Source organism: Bordetella genomosp. 10 (genome assembly GCF_002261225.1).
Classification (GTDB): Bacteria; Pseudomonadota; Gammaproteobacteria; order Burkholderiales; family Burkholderiaceae_B; genus Bordetella_C.
In genome coordinates this window covers 2,648,773-2,668,001 of sequence record NZ_NEVM01000005.1, presented here as the reverse complement: position 1 = coordinate 2,668,001, position 19,229 = coordinate 2,648,773, and the positions used below count along the sequence as shown (strand labels likewise).

Sequence of the window (19,229 nt, the reverse complement as noted above, 5' to 3'; positions counted from 1 at the left end):
GGGCGATCGCTCAGCCGGTGAATACCGCCAGCTTCCCGTCCTGCCACGTGAACAATTGCGCGGACAGCCCGTAGGGCGACTGCGCCATGATGCGCGCGGCCATGTCCCGCAGCGCGCGCACGCTGTCGCCGTCCTTGCTGCCGCAGACCAGCAGTTCGTCGCGCGCGGGCAGGGCGAGGACCGGCTCGCCGTCGATATCGACGCGATCGCGCCACTCCTGCGCCAGGAAGACGAAGCTGGCGTCGTAGTTGCCGTCGGCGCGCACGCCGTAGCGGCCGTTCTGGCCTTCGACGGTCAAGGCCGGCAGTTGGCGGCGCAGGTTTTCCAGCGCCAGCGGCATCAGGGCCTCGGGCGTCAGTTCCAGCGCTTCCAGTTCGCCCGGGGCGACATAGCTCATGGCCTCGGGCTTGTCTTCCACGAAGGCCACCAGCAGTTCATCGGTCAGCGGTTCGGTGATGAAGGCCGCCTTGTCCTCGATGCCCGCGGCGTCCAGTTGCTTCAGGCTGGTGGCCAGCCACATCGTGGTCTTGACCAGCGGCAGGATGTGGGCGCGCCGCGTGGCGGGGTCCGCTTCCTCGCCGGTGGGGGCGGCATCCAGGTGCGCCGCGATGATGGCGTCGATGTCGGCGGGCGCCCGCTGATAGGCCGCGTAGGCATTGCCCAGGAACTGGTTCACCTGCATGCCGCCGGGCATGGTCCAGTGCACTTTGACGCCGGCCGCGGTGGCGGCCTGCTCGATTTTCACCTCGGCGCCGGGGAAGCGTGCCTGCGCGGCGCTGGCATAGGCCTTGGCGAACGCCGCCACGTCCAGCGGGCGCGCTTGCCGGGCAGCGAAAATACGGGAAAAAAAGGTCATCGGGGTTCCACAAAGACCCGCGTCGCGGGACGGAAAAGAGACCCCGATGATATCCGCCCCGCCCGCAAACCGCGAAATCCTGTGTTCCACGCGGTTGGCGGGGGAGCCTACCCTCTACATCTTGTGGTAAACCTCGGCGCCCTTGCGGACGAATTCGACGGCCTTTTCCTGCATGCCTTTCTGCAGCGCGTCCTTCTCGGTCACGCCCACCGTGGCCGCGTAGTCGCGCACGTCCTGGGTGATCTTCATGCTGCAGAAGTGCGGGCCGCACATCGAGCAGAAGTGCGCCACCTTCATCGAGTCCTTGGGCAGGGTCTCGTCGTGGAACTCCTTCGCCGTATCGGGATCCAGGCCCAGGTTGAACTGGTCGTCCCAGCGGAACTCGAAGCGCGCCTTGGACAGGGCGTTGTCGCGGATGGCCGCGCCGGGATGTCCCTTGGCCAGGTCGGCCGCGTGGGCGGCGATCTTGTAGGTGATGATGCCGTCCTTGACGTCCTTCTTGTTCGGCAGGCCCAGGTGCTCCTTGGGCGTCACGTAGCACAGCATCGCCGTGCCGTACCAGCCGATCAGCGCGGCGCCGATGCCGGAGGTGATGTGGTCGTAGCCGGGCGCGATATCGGTGGTCAGCGGCCCCAGGGTGTAGAAGGGCGCCTCGTGACAGTGCTCGAGCTGCAGATCCATGTTCTCCTTGATCATCTGCATGGGCACGTGGCCGGGGCCTTCGATCATGACTTGCACGTCGTGCTTCCAGGCCACCTGGGTCAGCTCGCCCAGCGTCTTCAGCTCGGCGAACTGCGCTTCGTCGTTGGCGTCCCAGGCCGAACCCGGGCGCAGGCCGTCGCCCAGCGAGAAGCTGACGTCGTAGGCCTTCATGATTTCGCAGATTTCCTCGAAGCGTTCGTAGAGGAAGCTTTCGCGGTGGTGCGCCAGACACCACTTGGCCATGATGGAGCCGCCGCGCGAGACGATGCCCGTCATGCGGTCCGCGGTCATGGGGATGAAGGGCAGGCGCACGCCGGCGTGGATGGTGAAGTAGTCCACGCCTTGTTCAGCCTGCTCGATCAGCGTGTCGCGGAAGATCTCCCAGGTCAGTTCCTCGGCCTTGCCGTCGACCTTCTCCAGGGCCTGGTAGATCGGCACCGTGCCGATGGGCACCGGCGAATTGCGCACGATCCACTCGCGGGTCTCGTGGATGTGCTTGCCGGTGGACAGGTCCATGACCGTGTCGCCGCCCCAGCGGATCGACCAGGTCATCTTTTCGACTTCTTCGGCGATGCCGGAGCTGACCGCGGAATTGCCGATGTTGGCGTTGATTTTCACCAGGAAGTTGCGGCCGATGGCCATCGGCTCCACTTCGGGGTGGTTGATGTTGGCCGGGATGATGGCGCGGCCGCGGGCGATTTCGTCGCGCACGAATTCCGGCGTGATGATGTTGGGAATGGCGGCGCCGAAGGACTGGCCGGGATGCTGGCGCGTCAGGCGGCGGACGAGTTTTTCACCCTCCGGGCCGCTGGCCCGCAGCGTTTCCAGGTATTGTTCGCGGCGCAGGTTCTCGCGGATGGCCACGAATTCCATTTCCGGCGTGACGATGCCGCGGCGGGCATAATGCATCTGCGACACGTTGGCGCCGGCCTTGGCGCGGCGCGGCGGGCGGCGCAGGTCGAAGCGCATGGCGGTCAGCTTGGGATCGGCCAGGCGTTCCTTGCCGTAGTCGCTGGTGGGGCCGGAGAGCAGCTCGGTGTCGCCGCGCTCCTCGATCCAGGCGCGGCGCAGCTCGGGCAGGCCGCGGCGGATGTCGATCTTGACGTCGGGATCGGTATACGGGCCGCTGGTGTCGTACACGGTCAGCGGGGGGTTCTTTTCGCCGCCGAACATGGTCGGCGTATCGTCCTGGGAAATTTCCCGGAACGGCACGCGGATGTCCGGGCGTGAGCCTTGCTGATAAATTTTGCGGGAACGGGGCAGGGGGGCGACGGCGGCCGCATCGACCTCGGCCGTTGCGGCGAGGAATTTGGGATTGGCGTTCATATGAAGCTCCAAGACTAGAGGTTGGAGCCGAATCGGGTCGGACCGGCGCGAGGATGCGGGTTGTTGCACGAAGTCACCCCACACCCGACGCCGGAACGCTCCCAGCATCGGCATTATCCGTACTGGTACGAAGGGACTCTCTCAACCTCCCGCCGGCCAGGCCGGCGGAAAGTACCCCCGCGTGAACGCGAAAGTATAGAACGGGTTAAAAGCCTGTAGTGTTGTCATCGGCATTACATATGGAAGCAGTCTGATCCTGTGCCGAGTGCTCAGCCCCTTGTAAACTTTTTTGTAACCGCCGGCTCGCCGGCGTGATCAACCAGACCAAAAACAGGAAGAACTCCATGCAGACCACCCTTCGCAAGCTGGCTCCCGCATTGCTTATCGCCACACTGGCCCTGGCAGGCTGCCAGACCACGGGCCAGAAAACCGGGCAGGGAACCCAGCCGTCGACGTCCGGTGCCTCCACGCCCCCCGGCACGCCGTCGACCACGCCCGGCGCGCCGCCGTCGGGCCAGGCGACGGTGCCGGCTGTCGGCTTCCTGCTTGCGCAGAACGACCCCGGCCCCGGCCTGACCGAAGTCAAGCTCAGCGATGGCTCCATCTATGTGCAGCGCCAGCCCGTGCTGACCCGCGCGGACCTGACCGAGGCCGCGCCCCTGGCCAGCCGCCAGGGTGAGAACTACGTGGGCCTGCGGTTCTCGGAAAGCGGCGCCCGCACGTTGAATACGGTGACCAGCCAGAACGTCGGCAAGCTGCTGGTGCTGGTCGCGGACGGCAATATCCTGGCCGCCCTGCGCATCAGCGAGCCCCTGACCCGCGGCGTGCTGGCCTTCAGCGTGAACAGCGCGCAGACCGCGCAGGACATCGTCGCGAAGGTGCGCGGCGACCAGCCGGCCGTGGGCGGCGCCGCGCCGGGCGCGCTGCCCGCATCGACGGCGCCGCGCCAGTAAGCGGCAATTCGTGAACCGTGATTCGTGGTTCACAACTGCTGATTCACAAAAAGACATCGGCCCGCAATGCGGGCCGATGTCTTTTTCCTTGAGTTCTGGCGCCAGGCCGCCTGACTTTACTTCGCGGCGTTGACCATATACCGCACCGCGGCGCGGATATCGTCCTCCGACGCGTTGGCGGCGCCACCCTTGGGCGGCATGGCGCCCTTGCCGCTGATGGCCGTCTTGACCATGGTGTCTTCGCCGGTCTGGATGTATTTATCCCAGGCGCTCTTGTCGCCGAACTTGGGCGCGCCCGCCACGCCGGTGCCATGGCAGGCGAAGCAGGTGCTCTTGTACAGCTTCTCGCCGGCCGGATTGACAGGCTGCGCGGCGGCCTGCGCGGGCGGTTGCGCCGCGGCCGGGGCAGCCTGCTGCGCGGGCGCGGCTGCCGCGGCGGCGGCAGTGGCGGGCGCTGCCGGCGGGGTCTGGGCGGGGGCTTGCTGCGGTTGAGCCTGCGCCTGGGCCGGCTGCGATGCGGCTGGCGCCGCGCCCTGGCCGCCTTCGGGAGCGGGCGCCTGCGGTTCGGGCAGGTTGCCGCCCGACTTGTTGGCCATGTAGACCACCGCGCGCGCCACTTCGTAGTCGCTCAGCGAGGGATTGCCGCCCTTGGCGGGCATGGCGCCCTTGCCGTGGAGGGCGATGTTCAGCATCGCCTCGTAGCCTTCCTTGATGCGGGGACCCCAGGCCGCGCTGTCGCCCACCTTGGGCGCGCCGGCGACGCCGGCGGTATGACAGGAGGTACAGACCGCGCCGAAGACCTGCTCGCCGGTCTTGAAGACCTTGGGCGCGGTGATGTCGACGAAATCGAAACCCGCCACCGGGGCAATGCGCTTATCGATGGCGTCGGGGGTCAGCGCATTGGAGCCGGCGCCGCTGCGGCCTTTCGAGACCACGACGTTGACCAGCATCAGGATGATGATGATCGGGATGACAAAGGATAAGACGACTGTGACGACCAACTGCTGGGGGGTCTTGATGAGTGAGGCATGTTCTTCTGCATGTTCTTGCTCTTTGCTCATATCCTATTCCTGCTATCGGTGTACCGGGGCGCCTGTACGGCGGCAACAGTGATTCAAAGCAGGGCGGCCAGCCAGCAAACCGCCATTTGCAGCGAGTGCAAACCGGAGAATTATAGCGGCCTGAAATGGCCCCGGAATGGTGCGCCGCCGCAGCGCCAGCACCGATTGCGGATTTAGGTACAATACCGCCTCCCTTGTGCCCGTAGTTCAATGGATAGAATGAGAGCCTCCGAAGCTCTAGATACAGGTTCGATTCCTGTCGGGCGCGCCATAAAATCAATGACTTAGGTGTGGTCTGGGACACGTTTGGGACAAAATCCGCAAATTGATCCCGCGCCTAGTCCTACGCCACCCGCTGGGTTCCCGGCATCCGCGCAGCCAGCATCGCATCCATTTTCGACTTCTCCCGCTCGTTCGCGGCGCCGTCGATCCACTTGGCGTAGACCTCGAAGAACATCTTCGCGTTGCGGTGCCCCATCTGCCGCGAGACATAGGCCGGGTTCATCTGCGCCACCAGGCAGAGTGTCGCGTAAGTGTGGCGAGTCTGCCGGGCATCGCGGTGACGGATTCCCAGGGCCTTTAGGGTCGGGCGCCATACCAGATCCATGGGCGCTGATGTGTCGACAAACGGCTGACCCGTTTCAGGATTCAGGAATACATGGCCGCCGGCTAGGAAGGTGTGCTCCTTCTGGCGCTGGAGCGCGTCGAGCGCGCGCGTTTGAAGATCGACGTCGCGGGAGACATGCGTTTTCGTGTCCTTGTCCAGCGTCCGCACGCGCGCCGCGTCAATCCGCATCTGCTCCCGGCGAAAGTCGATTTTCGGCCAGAGCAGGGCGATTTCCTCGGACGGCCGCGGGCCGGCGAAGAATGCCACCTCGAAATAGTTGTGCCACTGGGGCCCGTACTTTTGCAGAATGTGGGCCAGGACCAACTCGACCTCCTCCAGGTCCAGTGGATCCGGCGGCAGCCGCTGCCCCTTCCGACTCTCAATCTCGATCGTGATGTTGTGCGGGATTTTCTTGGTCTTGAAGGCGTAGGCAAACACGCCGCGCGCCGGCACCATGATGTTATTGAAGGTCTTGGCGTTCTTGACGGGCAAACTTGCCACATACAACGCGAACTCCTCGTATTCGATGCTGCGGATTGCGCGCTCGCCGAACATCGGGCGCCAGTACCGATTTAGGGCGTTTTGATATTCCTTCAACGTCGTCGCGGCGACGTTGGCCGCTGTCAGCTTCTCCCATATGTTGGCGACTTCATTGAACGTGGGCAGCGCGACGGTGCCGCCCTCTTTGGGCACGCTGGACGAATCGGGAAAATATCGTGCGAAATCCTCCCAGGTGAATTTCCCGATATCGATCGCAGCGATTATCTCCGCGCGCATGCGTTGTGCAGCGCGCATGTTTGGCACGGTGGGCGCGAGATTCAGACGTTCCCGGTATCGCTGCCCATCCCACTGGAATGCGATCCTGATCGACGCCTCCCGCGGGTAGACCCCTTTGAATTGCTGTTTGTTACCCATTCGTCATATCCCTCCAGGTTGATGTGTTGGCGGTTGTCGGGGGACCATTTCCAGTGCTGGTTCTCGACAAGCCGCCCGTCGCGGATAAGGCGGCGAAACGAATCGACCGAGCGGCCGGTGTATTCCGATGCCTTCTCCAACGTCACCCAGATAACGGGGCGGAAATTGAGGTTCATAGGGCGCCCCTTGCCATGGGGGCATGCGCTGAACGAGTGGGGGCGGCAGCGCACGAACGGGGGTGGAAAACCGGATGCAAGGCACAACCGGCCCAGCCGAAGCTGGCCCCGCCCGGCGCCACCATAGACGTGCGACGACAATGGGCACGAGGTGACCGCCCCAAGTGCTGGAGCTGCCACAGGTTGCCTTGCAATTTCGGGTTTCCACGCCCGTTCACCGTTGGTCCGGTGACGGCCAGATCATAGCGCAAGCTCATTCCTGGTCACCTCCGTCCGGCGAGAACAGCGCTTCCAGGTTGGCCCGGGCCTCGGCGGCGCGGCTTTCCTGGCGCTGTCGGCCCTTCGGCGCCGGGATGGCCCCGCGCGCACGCGGCCGGCGCGGCACGCTACCCTGGCGCTGACCCCGCGCCAGCGCCGCGGTATCGACGTCGGGGAAGGGCGCTGCCGCCTGTAGGCACGCCAGCATCGCAGCACCTCCGGCTTCCCAACCGTCGATGTAGGCATGGATCTGGCGTTGAACCCCGGAAAGGAGCGCGTCGCTGATGACGATGACCGTCTTGGCCGTCTGCTGGTCGCGCTTCGAGTGCGCGCCGCAGCCCGGCCAACGTTCCTCCAGGGCCTGGATCAGCATGGCGCGCCGGCGCTGCTCGATTTGCATCGTCGTGGTCATCGGCTGCCCTCCGCGTCGACGACACCGGCCTGGCGGTCGTGCTCGCGCAGCGCCTTCGTCAGCATCTTGACGGCCTGGCGGACGTAGGCCGGGCATCGGTTGATGAAATCCGCGCGCTCTTGGATAAGGTGCCAGCCTCGTTCCGGCGTGGTGTAGCCCATGCGAACGGACTCCGAAACGCCCTGGAGCAAGCCGCGCTGCATGTCTTCGTCCAACGTGTATTCGCAGCGCAGCCAGGCCAGCAGGCGGCGCAGGTGGTTGACCTGGGCGTCCGTCATCGGCATGGCGGGGACAGCCTCGTCACCGGTCAGGATCATGGGTTTATTCATCGCTGGCCCCACTTCCGGCGCGCTGTGTCCGGGCGGCATTGATCGCGACGACGGCCTCGGCGACGACTGCGGCCGCAGGCTTTTCCCGAGGGTTGTGGCGCGGATACCCCGAAGAGTAAGTCCGTTGGTACAAGTCGATGTCGACCAGGACCCGGCAGGCTTCTTGGAGAGCCGCATCTCTGGCAAAAGCCATCAGCGCGCGAGCTTGGTCCAGGAACTCATACCGGGGGTCAATGTCTTGCTCAATGAGCTTGCCGATTTCGAGCAATTCTTCGTCGGTCGGAGCCTCCTGCACTGCCTGCGCTTTTTCGTCGGACCTGCACTTTTCGGGCTGACCTGCGGTTTCGTGGCCGGCCTGCTGTGCCTCCTCGGTATGCTGCAAAGTTGGCAGGCCCAGGGCGATGCGCGCCTCGCGCGCAACGGACATGGGCGACCAGCCTTCTTCCAGGGATTTGATGACTTCGGTCAACGCGGCTTCGAGCCGGCCACGCTGGGCGCGCTCCAGGTGCAACTGGGCCTTGACCTCGGTCAGCTCGGCGAAGTGCGCATCGTGGCGCTCGATTTCGCGCGCGCGGCGCATGGCGTGCCAAGTGCGCGGCGGGATAGGGCGGGGCGCGTTGCTCATAGGCCGTCTCTCCCGTGCTGCAGGAAGGCAGTGACCAGAGGCGAATCGGCAAAGCGCATGTTGCTTACGAACTGTTCAAGCGCGACGATCTTGCATTCCAGTCCCTTTGCCAGCTCACGAAACGCCATCCATTCCGCCCGCGCGCCGCTGACGTTATGGCCTTCCTGCTCCATCTGGTCCAGTAGCGCGCCAAGTGGGGACAGGAATTTATCGCTCACGAGCATGCGTAGATGCATGTCAGGCGTGCGCCATGTCCCGTTCCCGCCTTGGCAGAAATAAGCCTGCCGCAACAACGACTTCGGATAGTTGAACTTTCCCTTCACGACGGGCGGCGGCTCGACGGTGCGAACCTCGTCGGGCAGCGCCTGGTCCTGGCGCGCGGCACGAGCAGCCTGCAGCGACGCTATGCTTTTCGGGCGCCGGCCAGGCGTGCGCGGGTTCACGACCGGCGCGGCGGCGGCGGTGGGCAGCATGGTGACGGTGGCTTTATTCATTCCTCACCCCGCTTTCCGATCAGCCGACCGGTGACGATGCGATGCAGCTCCGCGAAGCGGTCGACGTACCAATGAGGCTGCGTCTCGCGCTGCGAAGCGGGGCTGGTGATGTTCTTGCCATAGGCAAGACCCTGTTCGGTGATCGACCAGAAGTGTTTCTTCCCGCCAGGACCGGACTTGCTCGCGCGTGTCCGTTCTTCCAGCATGCCGGCGTCGCGCAGCAGAGCGTTATAGGCGGGAACGTTCGTCGTGATGCCGTGTTCCTTGAGCAAGGCGGTCAGCGACGCGGTGGGCATGCTGCTGCCCGCCGGTCCGTCCACCGCGGCGTCGCCCACGTAGGCGGGCAGGAACGACGTGTCGAGAGAATGCCGCTTGCCGATGTGTTGCAGCATGGCGACTTGAGATGACGGCGCTGGCCGGAGTAGTTTGGTAAAGCACTCCATGATGGCCAACTCGCCGACCAGCTTCGGCGCCGGCTCCGGTCTGGACATCGAGGGCGAGAAATACGCTCCGGTCTTGCGGATGCTGGGCAACACGTCGTGCGTGATCCAACGCTTGAACGGCTTCGCTTCGGGCTTACTGCTGCCGATGATCGCCGCATACAGGCCGGACTCGCTAATGAGCGTAACGCCGCGAGGTCCAAAACCGACGATCTGTAGGTTTTGCTTCTCGTCATCGTCCAGCCTGCGAGTCATCGCCTCCGCGTCGGAATAGCCGAGAACGCTGGCAACCTGCTTGGCCACGAACCAGGGTTCACCATGCGCGTCCGTCATGACCTGGATGTCTTGGCCTTCGAATTGGAACGGAATGAGGTGGCTCATTATGCGGCCTCCGCTTCGATGGTCATCCGCTCGCCGATCACGTTCACCAGTTCGTCCAGCGTCACGGAGGCAAGGAACGCCATCTGCTTGACGCGTTCGAGCGCGGCATCGCTGGTCATCGTCGGCATGTGAATCTGCACGCCGATGATTTCTCGCATCACTTCCAATTGCTCCCGCAGCGCGAAAGCGCAGTCGACCGAATAGGAAAGCAGCGCGCGGTCCACCGCGACCGCGGTGTCCGGCAGCACAGGGGTAGAGGGCTTGCGGGGAGTGGTCATCGCAAATCCCCCTTCTTCACGCCAGCAACCACGGCCGAAACGCGGTCGTGCGCGGTCCCCGCAAACTCGGCGAAGTCATCCGCCACTGCCCGGCCCAGCTCTGCCAGGGCCTCGATGCGGCACCGCCGCTTCGTGTCGGACAGATCGGTGCACTGGCTCAAGTCACGGATGGTTTCGAACAGGGTAGCCAACTGGCAGAGCTTCTGGCTGGACTCGTCGAGCCAAACCATCGCGTCATCTTCCAGGGCGACGAGCAGCGGGTGGCGGGGTATGGTGACGTTATTCATGGTCACCTCCCGCGCGGCGATAGAGCGCCAAGTCAGTCACCAATTCGTCGATGCTGCACAATTGGTACGACACGATGCCGAGAACGTGCTCGACGAGATCCTGCACCACCTTGTCACTACTCAAGCGCTTGATGGCTTCAAGGACGACGTGACCTCCATCAAGGTCGTGCGTAATCTCATCAAGGCGGGCGATGGCAACGCCCAGTGTGTCCAGCTCGGTCTCGGGTGCCACTTGCGTCGGCTCGGCGTCGCTGGGCGCCTTTTCGCCGCCCTCGGCCGGCGCGGCGCCATCCTCCTCTTGCGGGTACGCCCTCGATTGCCAGCGATCTTGTTCCTCCGGCGTCATGAGCCCCAGGGAAATGCTTTCCAGCAGGTTTTTCTTGCCGGGAATCGGCCATCCGCCGACCGCGCGCCAGTCAACGAGCAATGCGCCGATGGCGTCGAGGAAATCGCCTCGTTGCGCCTGGGGTAGCGCGTTGAATGCCTCACGCAGTTGGGAGCGAAAGTAGTAACCCCGCTTCGCTTCGGCCTTTTCGTGAAAGGCGGCATACCACTGTTCGGCCGCCACGAAGCCGTCTGTGGAGATGCTGGCAGTCGTGGGCACTGGGCCCTGCTTGACCGTGTTGACACGCTTTGCTACAGTGCGAGCGTGAGAAGTCCCCTCCGCGCCTTGCGGGTGGATATTTCGATTGGACATGATCTCTCCTAGATAGTCCGATTTGAGGGCAGCGGCCGCTAACCGCTGTTCTCCCTGTGAAGCCCCGGCCGCTAACCGGGGCTTTGCTTTGTCCGCATGACCGACAGGTGAATCATCTGGGTTGCCATCTCAGCGGTACGGGAAAGAGTGCTGCTTCACGCCATCTTCAGATACTGCGTAGCGCTATGGAGGCGTGGTTAGAGAAATCTTAGATGGCTAAGCATTGTGGGTCAATAGAAATCTTACTCAACTAAGATTATTTTTTGGCCCAGTACTGCCCGAATCTCAGAACTCGGGGGCATCAGTTAGCCCGTTAAAAAGCCGCCCGGAGGCGGCTCAGCAGCAGGAGGGGGGCGCTTTGATAGATCGTGGCCAGGGTTGGATGCATCTCAGCCCCACGTGGAGCCGAGATGCTCCCAGGCGCCCCCTCATTGGCTATCCCCCATCTTCTTCTCTCTCGTAGGGATGGGGGAGTGTAGCGCCAGCGCTGGGCATAACTGGCGGCGAATACCTCTAGCGCCCAAGCGATGCTTGTGTTATGGGGCGGCTAAACGCTAAACTACACTTGATATTTCGGGCGTTTCGGCGCTCGGCCGGATCCTAGGGAGACCAACTTCCTAGCGATCTGGTAGTGACTCTTCGCGATAGCCGTCGGGGGAGGCGAAGTTAGAAGGGAGGTGGAGCATGTCGACTCTCGTACTCAGCACTGCATTGGATGCAGCTTCTCGCCGTCTAGCTGACGCAGGGAAGCGCGTAAACCGTATATCTACGATAAGGCGTTTGCCTAGCCCCCTAGAACGACTGGTTCTTCGTGGGATGAAGTTCGTCTTTACGCGGAGCTTGCGTCGCAATTTCGATGCGGCGGCGGAATCGATCGCATCGATTGCGCTCGACTATGAGCGAGTTCGGTCGGCGGTGAGAGTAGCCGAGCCAGACGAGGTGCTGGATCCTCGGGGCGTAATAGATGAATCGTTGGATGCAGTGATTGCCTCCCTGTCGGCGACAGCAGATCGCGTCGAGAAGATAGATCTTTCTACGAGAGAAACGCTTCCTGATGTCCGACAGTCTGCGACAAGGTTGCGGCAGATTGCTCTAGACAGCCGAGACGTGGTGACCCGTCTTCAATGGGAGATAGGCGAGCACGATGCGCCGCTTCTGGGCCTCATCGGTGATGTCGCGAGTTCAGAAAAAGAGTTGACGGATCTCTTGGAGCGTCTTGCCTCGTCCCATGAAGCCTAAGGTTCAAGAGGTTGAGGAAAATGCGGGAGCCGAGCCTGGTGACGGCGGTCTTGTTATCACAGGCATAAGGATCAGTGTGCAGTTCGGGCGCGGGCTCAAAAAACTGAAAGGCAAATACCCTGACGAGGCCAAAGATCGAATTCGACAACTACTATTCTTGAAGGTCAGCGAGGCTCCCGCGAAGCTTCATTTGCACCCGCTGAGCAGCAAGACGGTAGCTTCGATGCTGGATCCGAACAAGAAAATTAAAGTCTATACCTTTCATATATCGGCAGACGATAAGTACAAGGCAAGCTTCACTATCGAAAATGGCGAGGCGTACTTGCGGGTCTGCGGAGAGCATGACTGGATTGACAAGAATCCCTAGCAGTTCGTCGCAGGGCCTTGGCCTTCTGTAAATCTGCTGCTTCCCCAACCTCACCCCACCCACAAAAAAGCCCGCGCGGGGCGGGCATGGTGACAAGGATCGTATTGGCAGGAGTCGCGCCAACTTACTCCAGACGTCCTGGGTTTTCTGGCTGGATATTCGACAGCAAAAGCCACATCTTGCGCCCAAGAGGGATCAGTAGAAGATATGCGAACGAGTTGCTGAAGACTACAACAGCCACCGCTACTTCCAATAAAGAGAATCGCGTGGAGGCTATTGCAGTAGTGGGAATAAAAAGGCTGGCGACGCTGATGCCTAGCGCAACGAAATATGCGGAAGCGCAGACATAAAGGTCAGAGAGCAGCGCCTGAAAGTGACCCGTGCGCTGCAGGTTCCTGGCCAGAGTGGTGTTCGCTACAGCATAGAGCAATGCTCCAGCCGAAACGAGGAAGCCCAATAGGGCAGATGCGGCTCCCACAAGGGTGCTCAAATTCGACCGCAGGTCTGCAGCGGAGATCGCTGAAGGACCCAGCTTGGCCAATGCGTACGGCGCCAGACATGAGAGCACGAATGCAATGAGCCGAAATATCGTCATAGGCTTACGTGCCGAAGAAAGTATCGAGATCCTTCTTCCGCTTGGTCTTCGCTCGATCAAGAGCTGCATAAACCATCTCCGGAATTGGTCGGCCGTTATCGCCAATGAGAGCCTGCGCAGTTTCTACTACTCGGTCTGCGATAAGGTCGATAGGCTCGTTCTGCTCCTCAACCTTCACCCTTGCTACTTTCGCTAGCCCTGCTCGGGCAAGCATGACGGCCGCATCTTTGGCCTGAGAAAGTAGTTTACCGTGGGTCCTTCCGACCCCAATAGTTATTCTTGCGGTGACCCCACCAGCCGAGTTCACTAGTCGGATTGCATCTTTTGTCCACGCCTGTCGATATAAGGATGGATCTTTCGGCTGCTGGAACGATATATCTACACGTTTAGCCTGGACGCCTGGCGTAAGCAGCCGCTCGTAAGAGTCGGATGTCAGGATCGGCTCAAACGTGACGCCGTCGTGGCCGGAAGCCCGACCGAGGTATCGCTGAAATTTCGAATAGTGACTGCCGGACGAGTTTCGTTGATACACGACGAGATTCGTCTCCGGAAAAAACAAGAAGTAGTTCTTCTCCACCAGACCGTGTCCCGGCTTCAACTCAACGTCCGCTTCTCTTCCATCGACTGCCCCTTGTTCTGGGGTCTCCCCGAAGCGGCACCGACCGAACACTGCTTTATATGCCATCCCCTTGTTGATCGACACGATGGACCTAATCTGAAAATGCTCATCTTCCCCGGCATTGAGCGTCAGAGCATCCGTGATCCCATCTGCTGCGGAAAGCATGTCTTTCAACACACTCGTGGTGCGATCTTGGTCGAGAGTCACAACGTAGAAATCGACTTTGAATTGCTTGAATTTCTGAGACGCCACCACGCTCTCCTAAAGTTCTTAGAATCGGTTAGAACGATTTATTCTTTCTTTGATACAAAGACATTGCTTGGCCGCCCTTGGGGAACGACCTCACAACAACCCCGCACCCACCCCACTGCTCAACTCACAACCTCACCCCCGCCCACACCACACGGCCTAGGATGCGGACGGAGACATCTCCTTCCAGCGGGATGTCCGCGTACTTCGCCGAGTTGAGCGACCGCGCCACCCAGTGGCCGGTTAAGCGATCCTTAGCCAGCGCCTTCACGATCATCTTCCCGTCGTAGTTGATCGCATAGATGCCGCCTACCACCAGGTCGCGCATGGTCAGGCCTTCGTCGGGCACGACGAGCAGCGCGGCGCCGTCCTTGATGACCGGCTCCATACTGTCGCCTTTTGCATACACCACGCGCCCGCGGCCGCCGTCTGCGCCGACCGAGCGCAGGAACGACCGGCGGAACTGGATCATTCCGTTCGCCAGCTCGTTGTCGTTCTCGATGCCATGGCCGGCTGCCAGGCGCACGTCGGCCAGCTCCGGCACCTTCTCGAATTTGTCGTTGGCCGCCGGCGGCTCGCCCGCCGTCACGTTCACCAAGATCCGGCCAGCGGAGAACTGAGCCTGCTCGCGCTCTGCCTGTAGCGTTGTCTTGCCACCATCCCACGGCGCAGGTGTACCTGGGATACGCATAGGGAACGGGTCGTCCATGGCGTCGATGTCGACAAGGCCGCCGTGGGAAGGCGCGGGCCGTGGTGCCGAAGAGGGCGCCACCTTGATGCCGAGCTTCAGTTGGGCGATGGCGAGGGCTATGGCGCCCTCCAACGAGTTGAGTTGCGCAGGGGGGAGGGCACGGATTTCATCCTCTGCGATGGTCTGAAAAGGCCACTCCCGCATAGTTGTCTGCGCACTGGCCGCGTCCTTCCTTCCGTGTGATTTCTTAGGTGCCGAGCCATCGTAGAGCCAGTATGGATCTACTCGTAGCTTCGCTGCGATCTTCATGCAGGTCGCTAGGTCGGCTCCATTCGATCCATTAAACCAGTGGGTGGCCGCCCCGGACGATGCGCCTGCAGCCTTCCAAATCTCGGTTTTCGTAAGGCGTGGCTCACCAGCGGCCGCACGGCGGGCCGCCTCTTCGCTAAACGCGAGTTGGATTCTTTCCTGGAAGGTCATCTTAGTATGCTAAACAAAAATAATCTTAGGTGGCTTGCATATTAACTCTTAGTCATCTAAGATTTAGCCATGAGTCAAAAAATCCATGATTCCAAACTTATCGACGCTCTCGGCGGAACGGTCGAAGTCGCTGAACTCTGCGAACTGACGACGGGGGCCGTTTCGCAATGGCGAATCAATGGAATTCCCAAGGGATGGAAGAGATTCTTCCGATCCCATCGGCCGGATGTCTATCAAGCGTGGGAGGGCTCCATGTTGCCGTCCCAGACGATGGGGCCGCCCGCAGCGGGGCGCAATCATGCCTGACATCTCCTATCCCATCCTCCTGGCGGTAGCCGCCATCACTTGGCTGCTGACCTTCGCCGCGGTGCTGCTGGCGGGCGTCTGGTTCCCCTGGCGCCGCTGGTCGCTCCGGTGGTGGATCAAGGACTTTGATGCTGGCCTGAAGAAGCGGGCGCGCCGGCGTGCCTCTATGGGGGAGGGCCGCGCATGACGTACCAGCAACATCCGTTGTCTGCCGCGTTCCCCCCGATGGGGGCGGACGAATTCCAGTCCCTGAAAGACAGCATCGAGAACATCGGCGTGCAGAACGCTATCACCCTGTACGAGGGGATGGTGCTGGACGGATGGCACCGGTATTGCGCGGCGCAGGACCTGGGCATGCCGTGCCCTGAGGTCGAGCTGGCCGCCGATGTTGATCCGTTCGATTTCGTCAAAGCGCAGAACAAGGAGCGTCGGCATCTGAGCGTCGGGGCGTGGGCGCTGATCGAGGCCGAACTGTGGGACTGGTTCTCGCGCGGGCGGCCTACCGTGAACAAAGCCGGCATCGTTACTGCGCCGTTCCCGCAGTTCGCGGACCCCTCGGACAATCCCGCACCCGGTGCAGATTTGTCGGATGGCGCCGACGAGGAAACAGAAAAAAGGGCACCCGGTGCCCATTTATCGGATGGCGTCGAGAAGGCGAGGAAAACAGCAGCCGAGATCGCACAGGGCGGGGGCTATAGCACACGCACAGTTAAGCAAGCGAAGAAGGTCTTGCGAGACGCTATCCCGGAAATCCAGAACAGCACGAAGAAAGACGAGATTTCGCTGAAAGATGCGGAAGCCATCTCTAACCTGTCGAAGGAAAAACAGGTTGCGCTGGCCGCCGCTGGTCCGGCCGCGATCAAGAAAGCGGCCAAGGCGCAGAAACGCGCCAAGCCGAAAGGCGTGAAAGAGGCACGCCGCCAGGATCTGGAAGAGGCCATGGGGTTGCCTCAGTCCCATTTCTGCTGGGCATCTCGAACGCTGCTTTCCGCCATTGAAGACCTAGGCGAGGGTGGCCCCGACGAGGACGAATACGCGTATCTGCGGCAGATCGCCGATCGATGCAGAAGCTTGGTCGAGGATGATGCCGACGATCAACTGGAAGCGCTTCGGTCCGAGGTCGAGCGCCTGGAGCGCGAGAACGCCGAACTGCGCGCGGCTGTAGATCCCGGCGCGGTCGATCAACTGCGTACCCTGCAAGAGAAGCTGCGCGCCGTAGAGGTCATCCGCGACGATTTGATGCAGGCGAATAGCCGTCTGAATGAAGAAAACATCAAGCTCAAGCGGATGAACAAGGGGGGCAAGGCACGTGGTTAAGCCTCTGGTTCTCCGAGACTACCAATTGCCCTCTGTCGATGCACTGCGGGAAGGCTTTGCGTCTGGGCATCGCAAACAGCTTCTCATGGCGCCCACAGGGTTCGGGAAAAGCGTCCTCGCGGCGAGCCTTTTGAAGCTTGCCGCGGCCAAGGGAACGCCCAGTACATTCATCGTCGACCGCGTGTCTCTGGTGAGCCAGATCAGTAAAACGTTGAGTTCTTACGGGATCAGTCACGGGATCATCCGGTCCGGCGTCCCGCGCAACAATGACGAGCTTGTTCAAGTCTGCTCGGCGCAGACCCTTGAGGCGCAAGGCTACTTCCCTGACACGAAGCTATTGATCGTGGACGAATGCCACGATACGCGTGCCTTGATCACGCAGTTCATCAAGAGCAACGAAAAAGTTAAGGTCATTGGCCTGACGGCCACACCCTTCGCAAAGGGGCTAGGAGCGATCTATGGCAACCTGGTGAACGTCTGCACCACGAACCAGCTACTTGAGTTGAAAGAGTTGGCGCCCATCGTTCCCTACGCCGCCAAGCAGATCGACATGACCGATCAGATGGCTGGCACCGGCGAATGGAACGAGAAGGTTGTCGCGGGTCGCGCCCTGAAGATCGTGGGGGACGTGGTGTCTGAATGGCGGCATAAGACGTTGCAGCATTTTGGCGGCCCAGTCAAAACGCTGGTCTTCGCAGCATCCATTGCACACGGCCAGGAGCTTTGCCGGCAGTTTCAGGCCTTGGGCTTCAATTTCCAGCAGATAAGCTCAAAGGATAAGGACGAAGACCGACGCGAGGCGCTGATTGCCGAGTTCCGCAAGCCGGACAGCAGCATCGTTGGTCTGGTCGCATGCGAGGTCTTTACGAAAGGCTTTGACGTGCCGGACATCCGCTGCGGCATATCGGCTCGACCGTACCGAAAAAGCCTGTCCAAGCACATACAGCAATTGGGCAGGGTGATGCGCAAGTCGCCGGGCAAAGACTACGCGCTGTGGCTTGACCATAGCGGGAACTATGTTCGCTTTCTGGCGGACATGACCGACTTGTTCGAACGCGGGCTGACGTCGCTGGACGACGGCATAAAGAAAGACTCGCAGGTCCGTCGAGAGCCGACCGAAGCCGAGCATAAGGCGTGGACGTGCTCTTGTGGGTACATCTTTCAGCAGCGCATGAGCCAGTGTCCCATCTGCGGAAAGGAGCAGGTCAAGCACAACACGGTCATCGCGCTACCCGGCGTGCTGGAGGCGGTCAAGCCGCAGAAGGCCGCCAAGTCGAGCGACAAGGATGCCCAACTGGCTGATGCCGCCGCGATATGGCGCCAACTATGCGGCCTGGCCCGTGAGAAGAAGGGCGACGATCACGATGCAGCCCGGCGCTTTGCGCAGCGAAATCACATGGATCTTTACGGTAGGTTCTCCCGCGTCCCTTACTCGGAAGGTATTGCAGAGCCGCCCAGCGAGTGGCTAAGGGATCACATCAGGAAGCGCGCGGCCTATCACGCCATCCGCAAAGCCCATGGCGAAACCAAGAGGGCCGCATGACCGATACGCAAGAGATTCGATCGGCCCTGAGCTACATCCCGCCCATAGATCGGGATGAATGGGTGCGCATGGCGATGGCGGTTAAGTCAGAGCTTGGTGAAGCCGGCTTTGACATCTGGAACGACTGGAGCCAGCGCGACGAACGCAGCTACCGGGCGAACGACGCCCGTGCGGTATGGAAGTCGGTCAAAGCGTATGGCGGAACGACGATAAGAACGCTGTTTGCAGCGGCGATTCGCAATGGCTGGGAGCCGTCGCAAAGGACGATAGTCGAGCGCCCTGCATTGCCTCGGCGCAAAACACAAGAGGACATCGAGGAGGCGCGCCGGGATCGTGAGCAACGTGCTGCCGCAGCACGGACCGCCCAGGACATCATCAGCAAGTGCCAGGTCGGCAGACATCCCTATCTCGTTGCCAAGGGGTTACCGCAGGAAGAACGCCTGCTGGATTACGACGGGCGTTTAGTCATTCCGATGCGCAGCGTCCTGGACTACCGGCAGATCACCAGTCTGCAATGGATCGCATCTGACGGGACGAAGAAGTTCTTGCCGAAGGGAACGACAAAGGGTTCGGCGTTCATGATCGGATCAGGATCGGAAACGTGGTTCGTGGAGGGCTTCGCCACGGGCTTGAGTGTGCATGCCGCGCTCAAGCTTCTATATCGAACCGTGCGCGTTTGCGTGTGCTTCTCCGCTGGGAATCTGGCACATGTAGCCGGCCTGCTGCGGGGGCCGAGGTATGTGGTCGCCGACAACGACGAAAGCGACACGGGCCGGAAGTGCGCCGTGTCTACGGGCTTGCCGTGGGTCATGCCGCCCACGGTCGGCGATGACGCGAACGACATGCACATGAGGAGCGGCTTGCCGGCACTGGCCCACCTTCTACGGGGGATGGTCATGTAGGCCGATACGTGGGCGCTGAATAGGGAGGGGCAACCGCCGAGCGACAGCGCACCGAGAGCCAAGAACGACCGGCAGGGCAAGCGTGGGGTGGTAGTTCCTCAGAGCGCGCCGGGGCAGCGATACC

At 61.7% G+C, this 19,229-nt stretch carries 23 protein-coding genes and 1 tRNA gene; 9 read left to right on the top strand and 15 right to left on the bottom strand.

Annotated elements, in window-relative coordinates; all coding sequences use genetic code 11:
- Positions 1 to 10: 10 nt before the first annotated feature.
- Both CAL29_RS28130 and thiC read right to left on the bottom strand, forming a co-directional pair.
- A complete protein-coding gene (locus CAL29_RS28130) occupies positions 11 to 856 on the bottom strand; it encodes a DUF1444 family protein (protein ID WP_094856174.1) in 846 nt (281 codons plus the stop codon).
- A gap of 114 nt (positions 857 to 970) precedes the next feature.
- Positions 971 to 2,884 carry a phosphomethylpyrimidine synthase ThiC gene (thiC, locus tag CAL29_RS28125; protein WP_094856173.1) on the bottom strand — a complete coding sequence of 638 codons (1,914 nt, stop codon included), beginning with the start codon at positions 2,882 to 2,884 and terminating at the stop codon, positions 971 to 973.
- Positions 2,885 to 3,228: 344 nt separating this feature from the next.
- On the opposite strand from thiC, the gene CAL29_RS28120 reads away from it, so the two are divergent.
- Positions 3,229 to 3,837 carry a SecDF P1 head subdomain-containing protein gene (locus CAL29_RS28120; RefSeq protein ID WP_094856172.1) on the top strand — a complete coding sequence of 203 codons (609 nt, stop codon included), beginning with the start codon at positions 3,229 to 3,231 and terminating at the stop codon, positions 3,835 to 3,837.
- A gap of 116 nt (positions 3,838 to 3,953) precedes the next feature.
- Here CAL29_RS28120 and CAL29_RS28115 read toward each other — a convergent pair whose 3' ends face one another.
- Entirely contained in the window at positions 3,954 to 4,898 is a 945-nt protein-coding gene (locus CAL29_RS28115) for a c-type cytochrome (protein WP_094856171.1), read from the bottom strand.
- Positions 4,899 to 5,094: 196 nt separating this feature from the next.
- On the opposite strand from CAL29_RS28115, the gene CAL29_RS28110 reads away from it, so the two are divergent.
- A tRNA-Arg gene (locus CAL29_RS28110) sits at positions 5,095 to 5,169 on the top strand.
- Positions 5,170 to 5,241: 72 nt separating this feature from the next.
- On the opposite strand, the gene CAL29_RS28105 is transcribed toward CAL29_RS28110, so the two are convergent.
- The 9 genes from CAL29_RS28105 to CAL29_RS28065 all read right to left on the bottom strand — a co-directional run bounded on the left by CAL29_RS28105 (position 5,242) and on the right by CAL29_RS28065 (position 10,797).
- Positions 5,242 to 6,420, bottom strand: a complete 1,179-nt coding sequence (locus CAL29_RS28105) for a tyrosine-type recombinase/integrase (protein WP_094856170.1) — start codon at positions 6,418 to 6,420, stop codon at positions 5,242 to 5,244.
- Between the two features lie 429 nt (positions 6,421 to 6,849).
- Positions 6,850 to 7,266, bottom strand: coding sequence for a hypothetical protein (locus tag CAL29_RS28100; RefSeq protein ID WP_094856169.1), 417 nt, complete (start codon positions 7,264 to 7,266; stop codon positions 6,850 to 6,852).
- The gene (locus CAL29_RS28095; RefSeq protein WP_256977781.1) at positions 7,263 to 7,583 is read right to left on the bottom strand and encodes a hypothetical protein; all 321 of its coding nucleotides are present in this window, start codon (positions 7,581 to 7,583) and stop codon (positions 7,263 to 7,265) included. Before CAL29_RS28095 ends, CAL29_RS28100 begins: the two co-directional genes overlap by 4 nt.
- Positions 7,584 to 7,587: 4 nt before the next feature.
- A complete protein-coding gene (locus CAL29_RS28090; RefSeq protein WP_094856167.1) occupies positions 7,588 to 8,220 on the bottom strand; it encodes a hypothetical protein in 633 nt (210 codons plus the stop codon).
- Positions 8,217 to 8,714, bottom strand: a complete 498-nt coding sequence (locus tag CAL29_RS28085) for a hypothetical protein (protein WP_094856166.1) — start codon at positions 8,712 to 8,714, stop codon at positions 8,217 to 8,219. The genes CAL29_RS28090 and CAL29_RS28085 overlap by 4 nt, the downstream gene beginning before the upstream one ends.
- Entirely contained in the window at positions 8,711 to 9,535 is an 825-nt protein-coding gene (locus CAL29_RS28080) for a BRO-N domain-containing protein (protein ID WP_094856165.1), read from the bottom strand. The genes CAL29_RS28085 and CAL29_RS28080 overlap by 4 nt, the downstream gene beginning before the upstream one ends.
- Positions 9,535 to 9,813, bottom strand: coding sequence for a hypothetical protein (locus tag CAL29_RS28075; RefSeq protein WP_143277763.1), 279 nt, complete (start codon positions 9,811 to 9,813; stop codon positions 9,535 to 9,537). Before CAL29_RS28075 ends, CAL29_RS28080 begins: the two co-directional genes overlap by 1 nt.
- Positions 9,810 to 10,100 carry a hypothetical protein gene (locus CAL29_RS28070; RefSeq protein ID WP_094856163.1) on the bottom strand — a complete coding sequence of 97 codons (291 nt, stop codon included), beginning with the start codon at positions 10,098 to 10,100 and terminating at the stop codon, positions 9,810 to 9,812. Before CAL29_RS28070 ends, CAL29_RS28075 begins: the two co-directional genes overlap by 4 nt.
- Positions 10,093 to 10,797 (bottom strand): hypothetical protein, encoded by a 705-nt coding sequence (locus CAL29_RS28065; protein WP_094856162.1) that lies wholly within the window; start codon positions 10,795 to 10,797, stop codon positions 10,093 to 10,095. Before CAL29_RS28065 ends, CAL29_RS28070 begins: the two co-directional genes overlap by 8 nt.
- 816 nt (positions 10,798 to 11,613) lie before the next feature.
- Here CAL29_RS28065 and CAL29_RS31460 point away from each other — a divergent pair.
- Positions 11,614 to 12,036, top strand: coding sequence for a hypothetical protein (locus CAL29_RS31460; protein WP_143277762.1), 423 nt, complete (start codon positions 11,614 to 11,616; stop codon positions 12,034 to 12,036).
- Positions 12,026 to 12,403, top strand: a complete 378-nt coding sequence (locus CAL29_RS28060; protein WP_094856161.1) for a hypothetical protein — start codon at positions 12,026 to 12,028, stop codon at positions 12,401 to 12,403. The genes CAL29_RS31460 and CAL29_RS28060 overlap by 11 nt, the downstream gene beginning before the upstream one ends.
- A 124-nt stretch (positions 12,404 to 12,527) precedes the next feature.
- Here the strand turns inward: CAL29_RS28060 and CAL29_RS31455 are convergent, their stop codons facing one another.
- From CAL29_RS31455 to CAL29_RS28050, 3 genes are all read right to left on the bottom strand, one after another.
- Complete coding sequence (locus CAL29_RS31455; RefSeq protein WP_179284206.1) at positions 12,528 to 12,998, bottom strand: hypothetical protein; 471 nt, start codon at positions 12,996 to 12,998, stop codon at positions 12,528 to 12,530.
- Between the two features lie 4 nt (positions 12,999 to 13,002).
- Positions 13,003 to 13,869, bottom strand: a complete 867-nt coding sequence (locus CAL29_RS28055; protein ID WP_094856160.1) for a DUF6731 family protein — start codon at positions 13,867 to 13,869, stop codon at positions 13,003 to 13,005.
- Between the two features lie 124 nt (positions 13,870 to 13,993).
- Positions 13,994 to 15,037 (bottom strand): S24 family peptidase, encoded by a 1,044-nt coding sequence (locus CAL29_RS28050; protein WP_094856159.1) that lies wholly within the window; start codon positions 15,035 to 15,037, stop codon positions 13,994 to 13,996.
- Positions 15,038 to 15,106: 69 nt separating this feature from the next.
- Between CAL29_RS28050 and CAL29_RS28045 the strand changes: the two genes are divergently transcribed.
- The 5 genes from CAL29_RS28045 to CAL29_RS28025 are packed head-to-tail and all read left to right on the top strand — an operon-like array spanning position 15,107 to position 19,105.
- A complete protein-coding gene (locus CAL29_RS28045; protein ID WP_218831906.1) occupies positions 15,107 to 15,343 on the top strand; it encodes a helix-turn-helix domain-containing protein in 237 nt (78 codons plus the stop codon).
- Positions 15,336 to 15,530: a hypothetical protein gene (locus tag CAL29_RS28040; RefSeq protein WP_094856158.1), complete on the top strand. Its 195-nt coding sequence runs from the start codon at positions 15,336 to 15,338 to the stop codon at positions 15,528 to 15,530. The genes CAL29_RS28045 and CAL29_RS28040 overlap by 8 nt, the downstream gene beginning before the upstream one ends.
- Positions 15,527 to 16,660 carry a hypothetical protein gene (locus tag CAL29_RS28035; RefSeq protein ID WP_094856157.1) on the top strand — a complete coding sequence of 378 codons (1,134 nt, stop codon included), beginning with the start codon at positions 15,527 to 15,529 and terminating at the stop codon, positions 16,658 to 16,660. The genes CAL29_RS28040 and CAL29_RS28035 overlap by 4 nt, the downstream gene beginning before the upstream one ends.
- A complete protein-coding gene (locus tag CAL29_RS28030; protein ID WP_094856156.1) occupies positions 16,653 to 18,203 on the top strand; it encodes a DEAD/DEAH box helicase in 1,551 nt (516 codons plus the stop codon). The genes CAL29_RS28035 and CAL29_RS28030 overlap by 8 nt, the downstream gene beginning before the upstream one ends.
- Positions 18,200 to 19,105 carry a PriCT-2 domain-containing protein gene (locus CAL29_RS28025; RefSeq protein WP_094856155.1) on the top strand — a complete coding sequence of 302 codons (906 nt, stop codon included), beginning with the start codon at positions 18,200 to 18,202 and terminating at the stop codon, positions 19,103 to 19,105. Before CAL29_RS28030 ends, CAL29_RS28025 begins: the two co-directional genes overlap by 4 nt.
- The last annotated feature ends 124 nt before the right edge of the window (positions 19,106 to 19,229 follow it).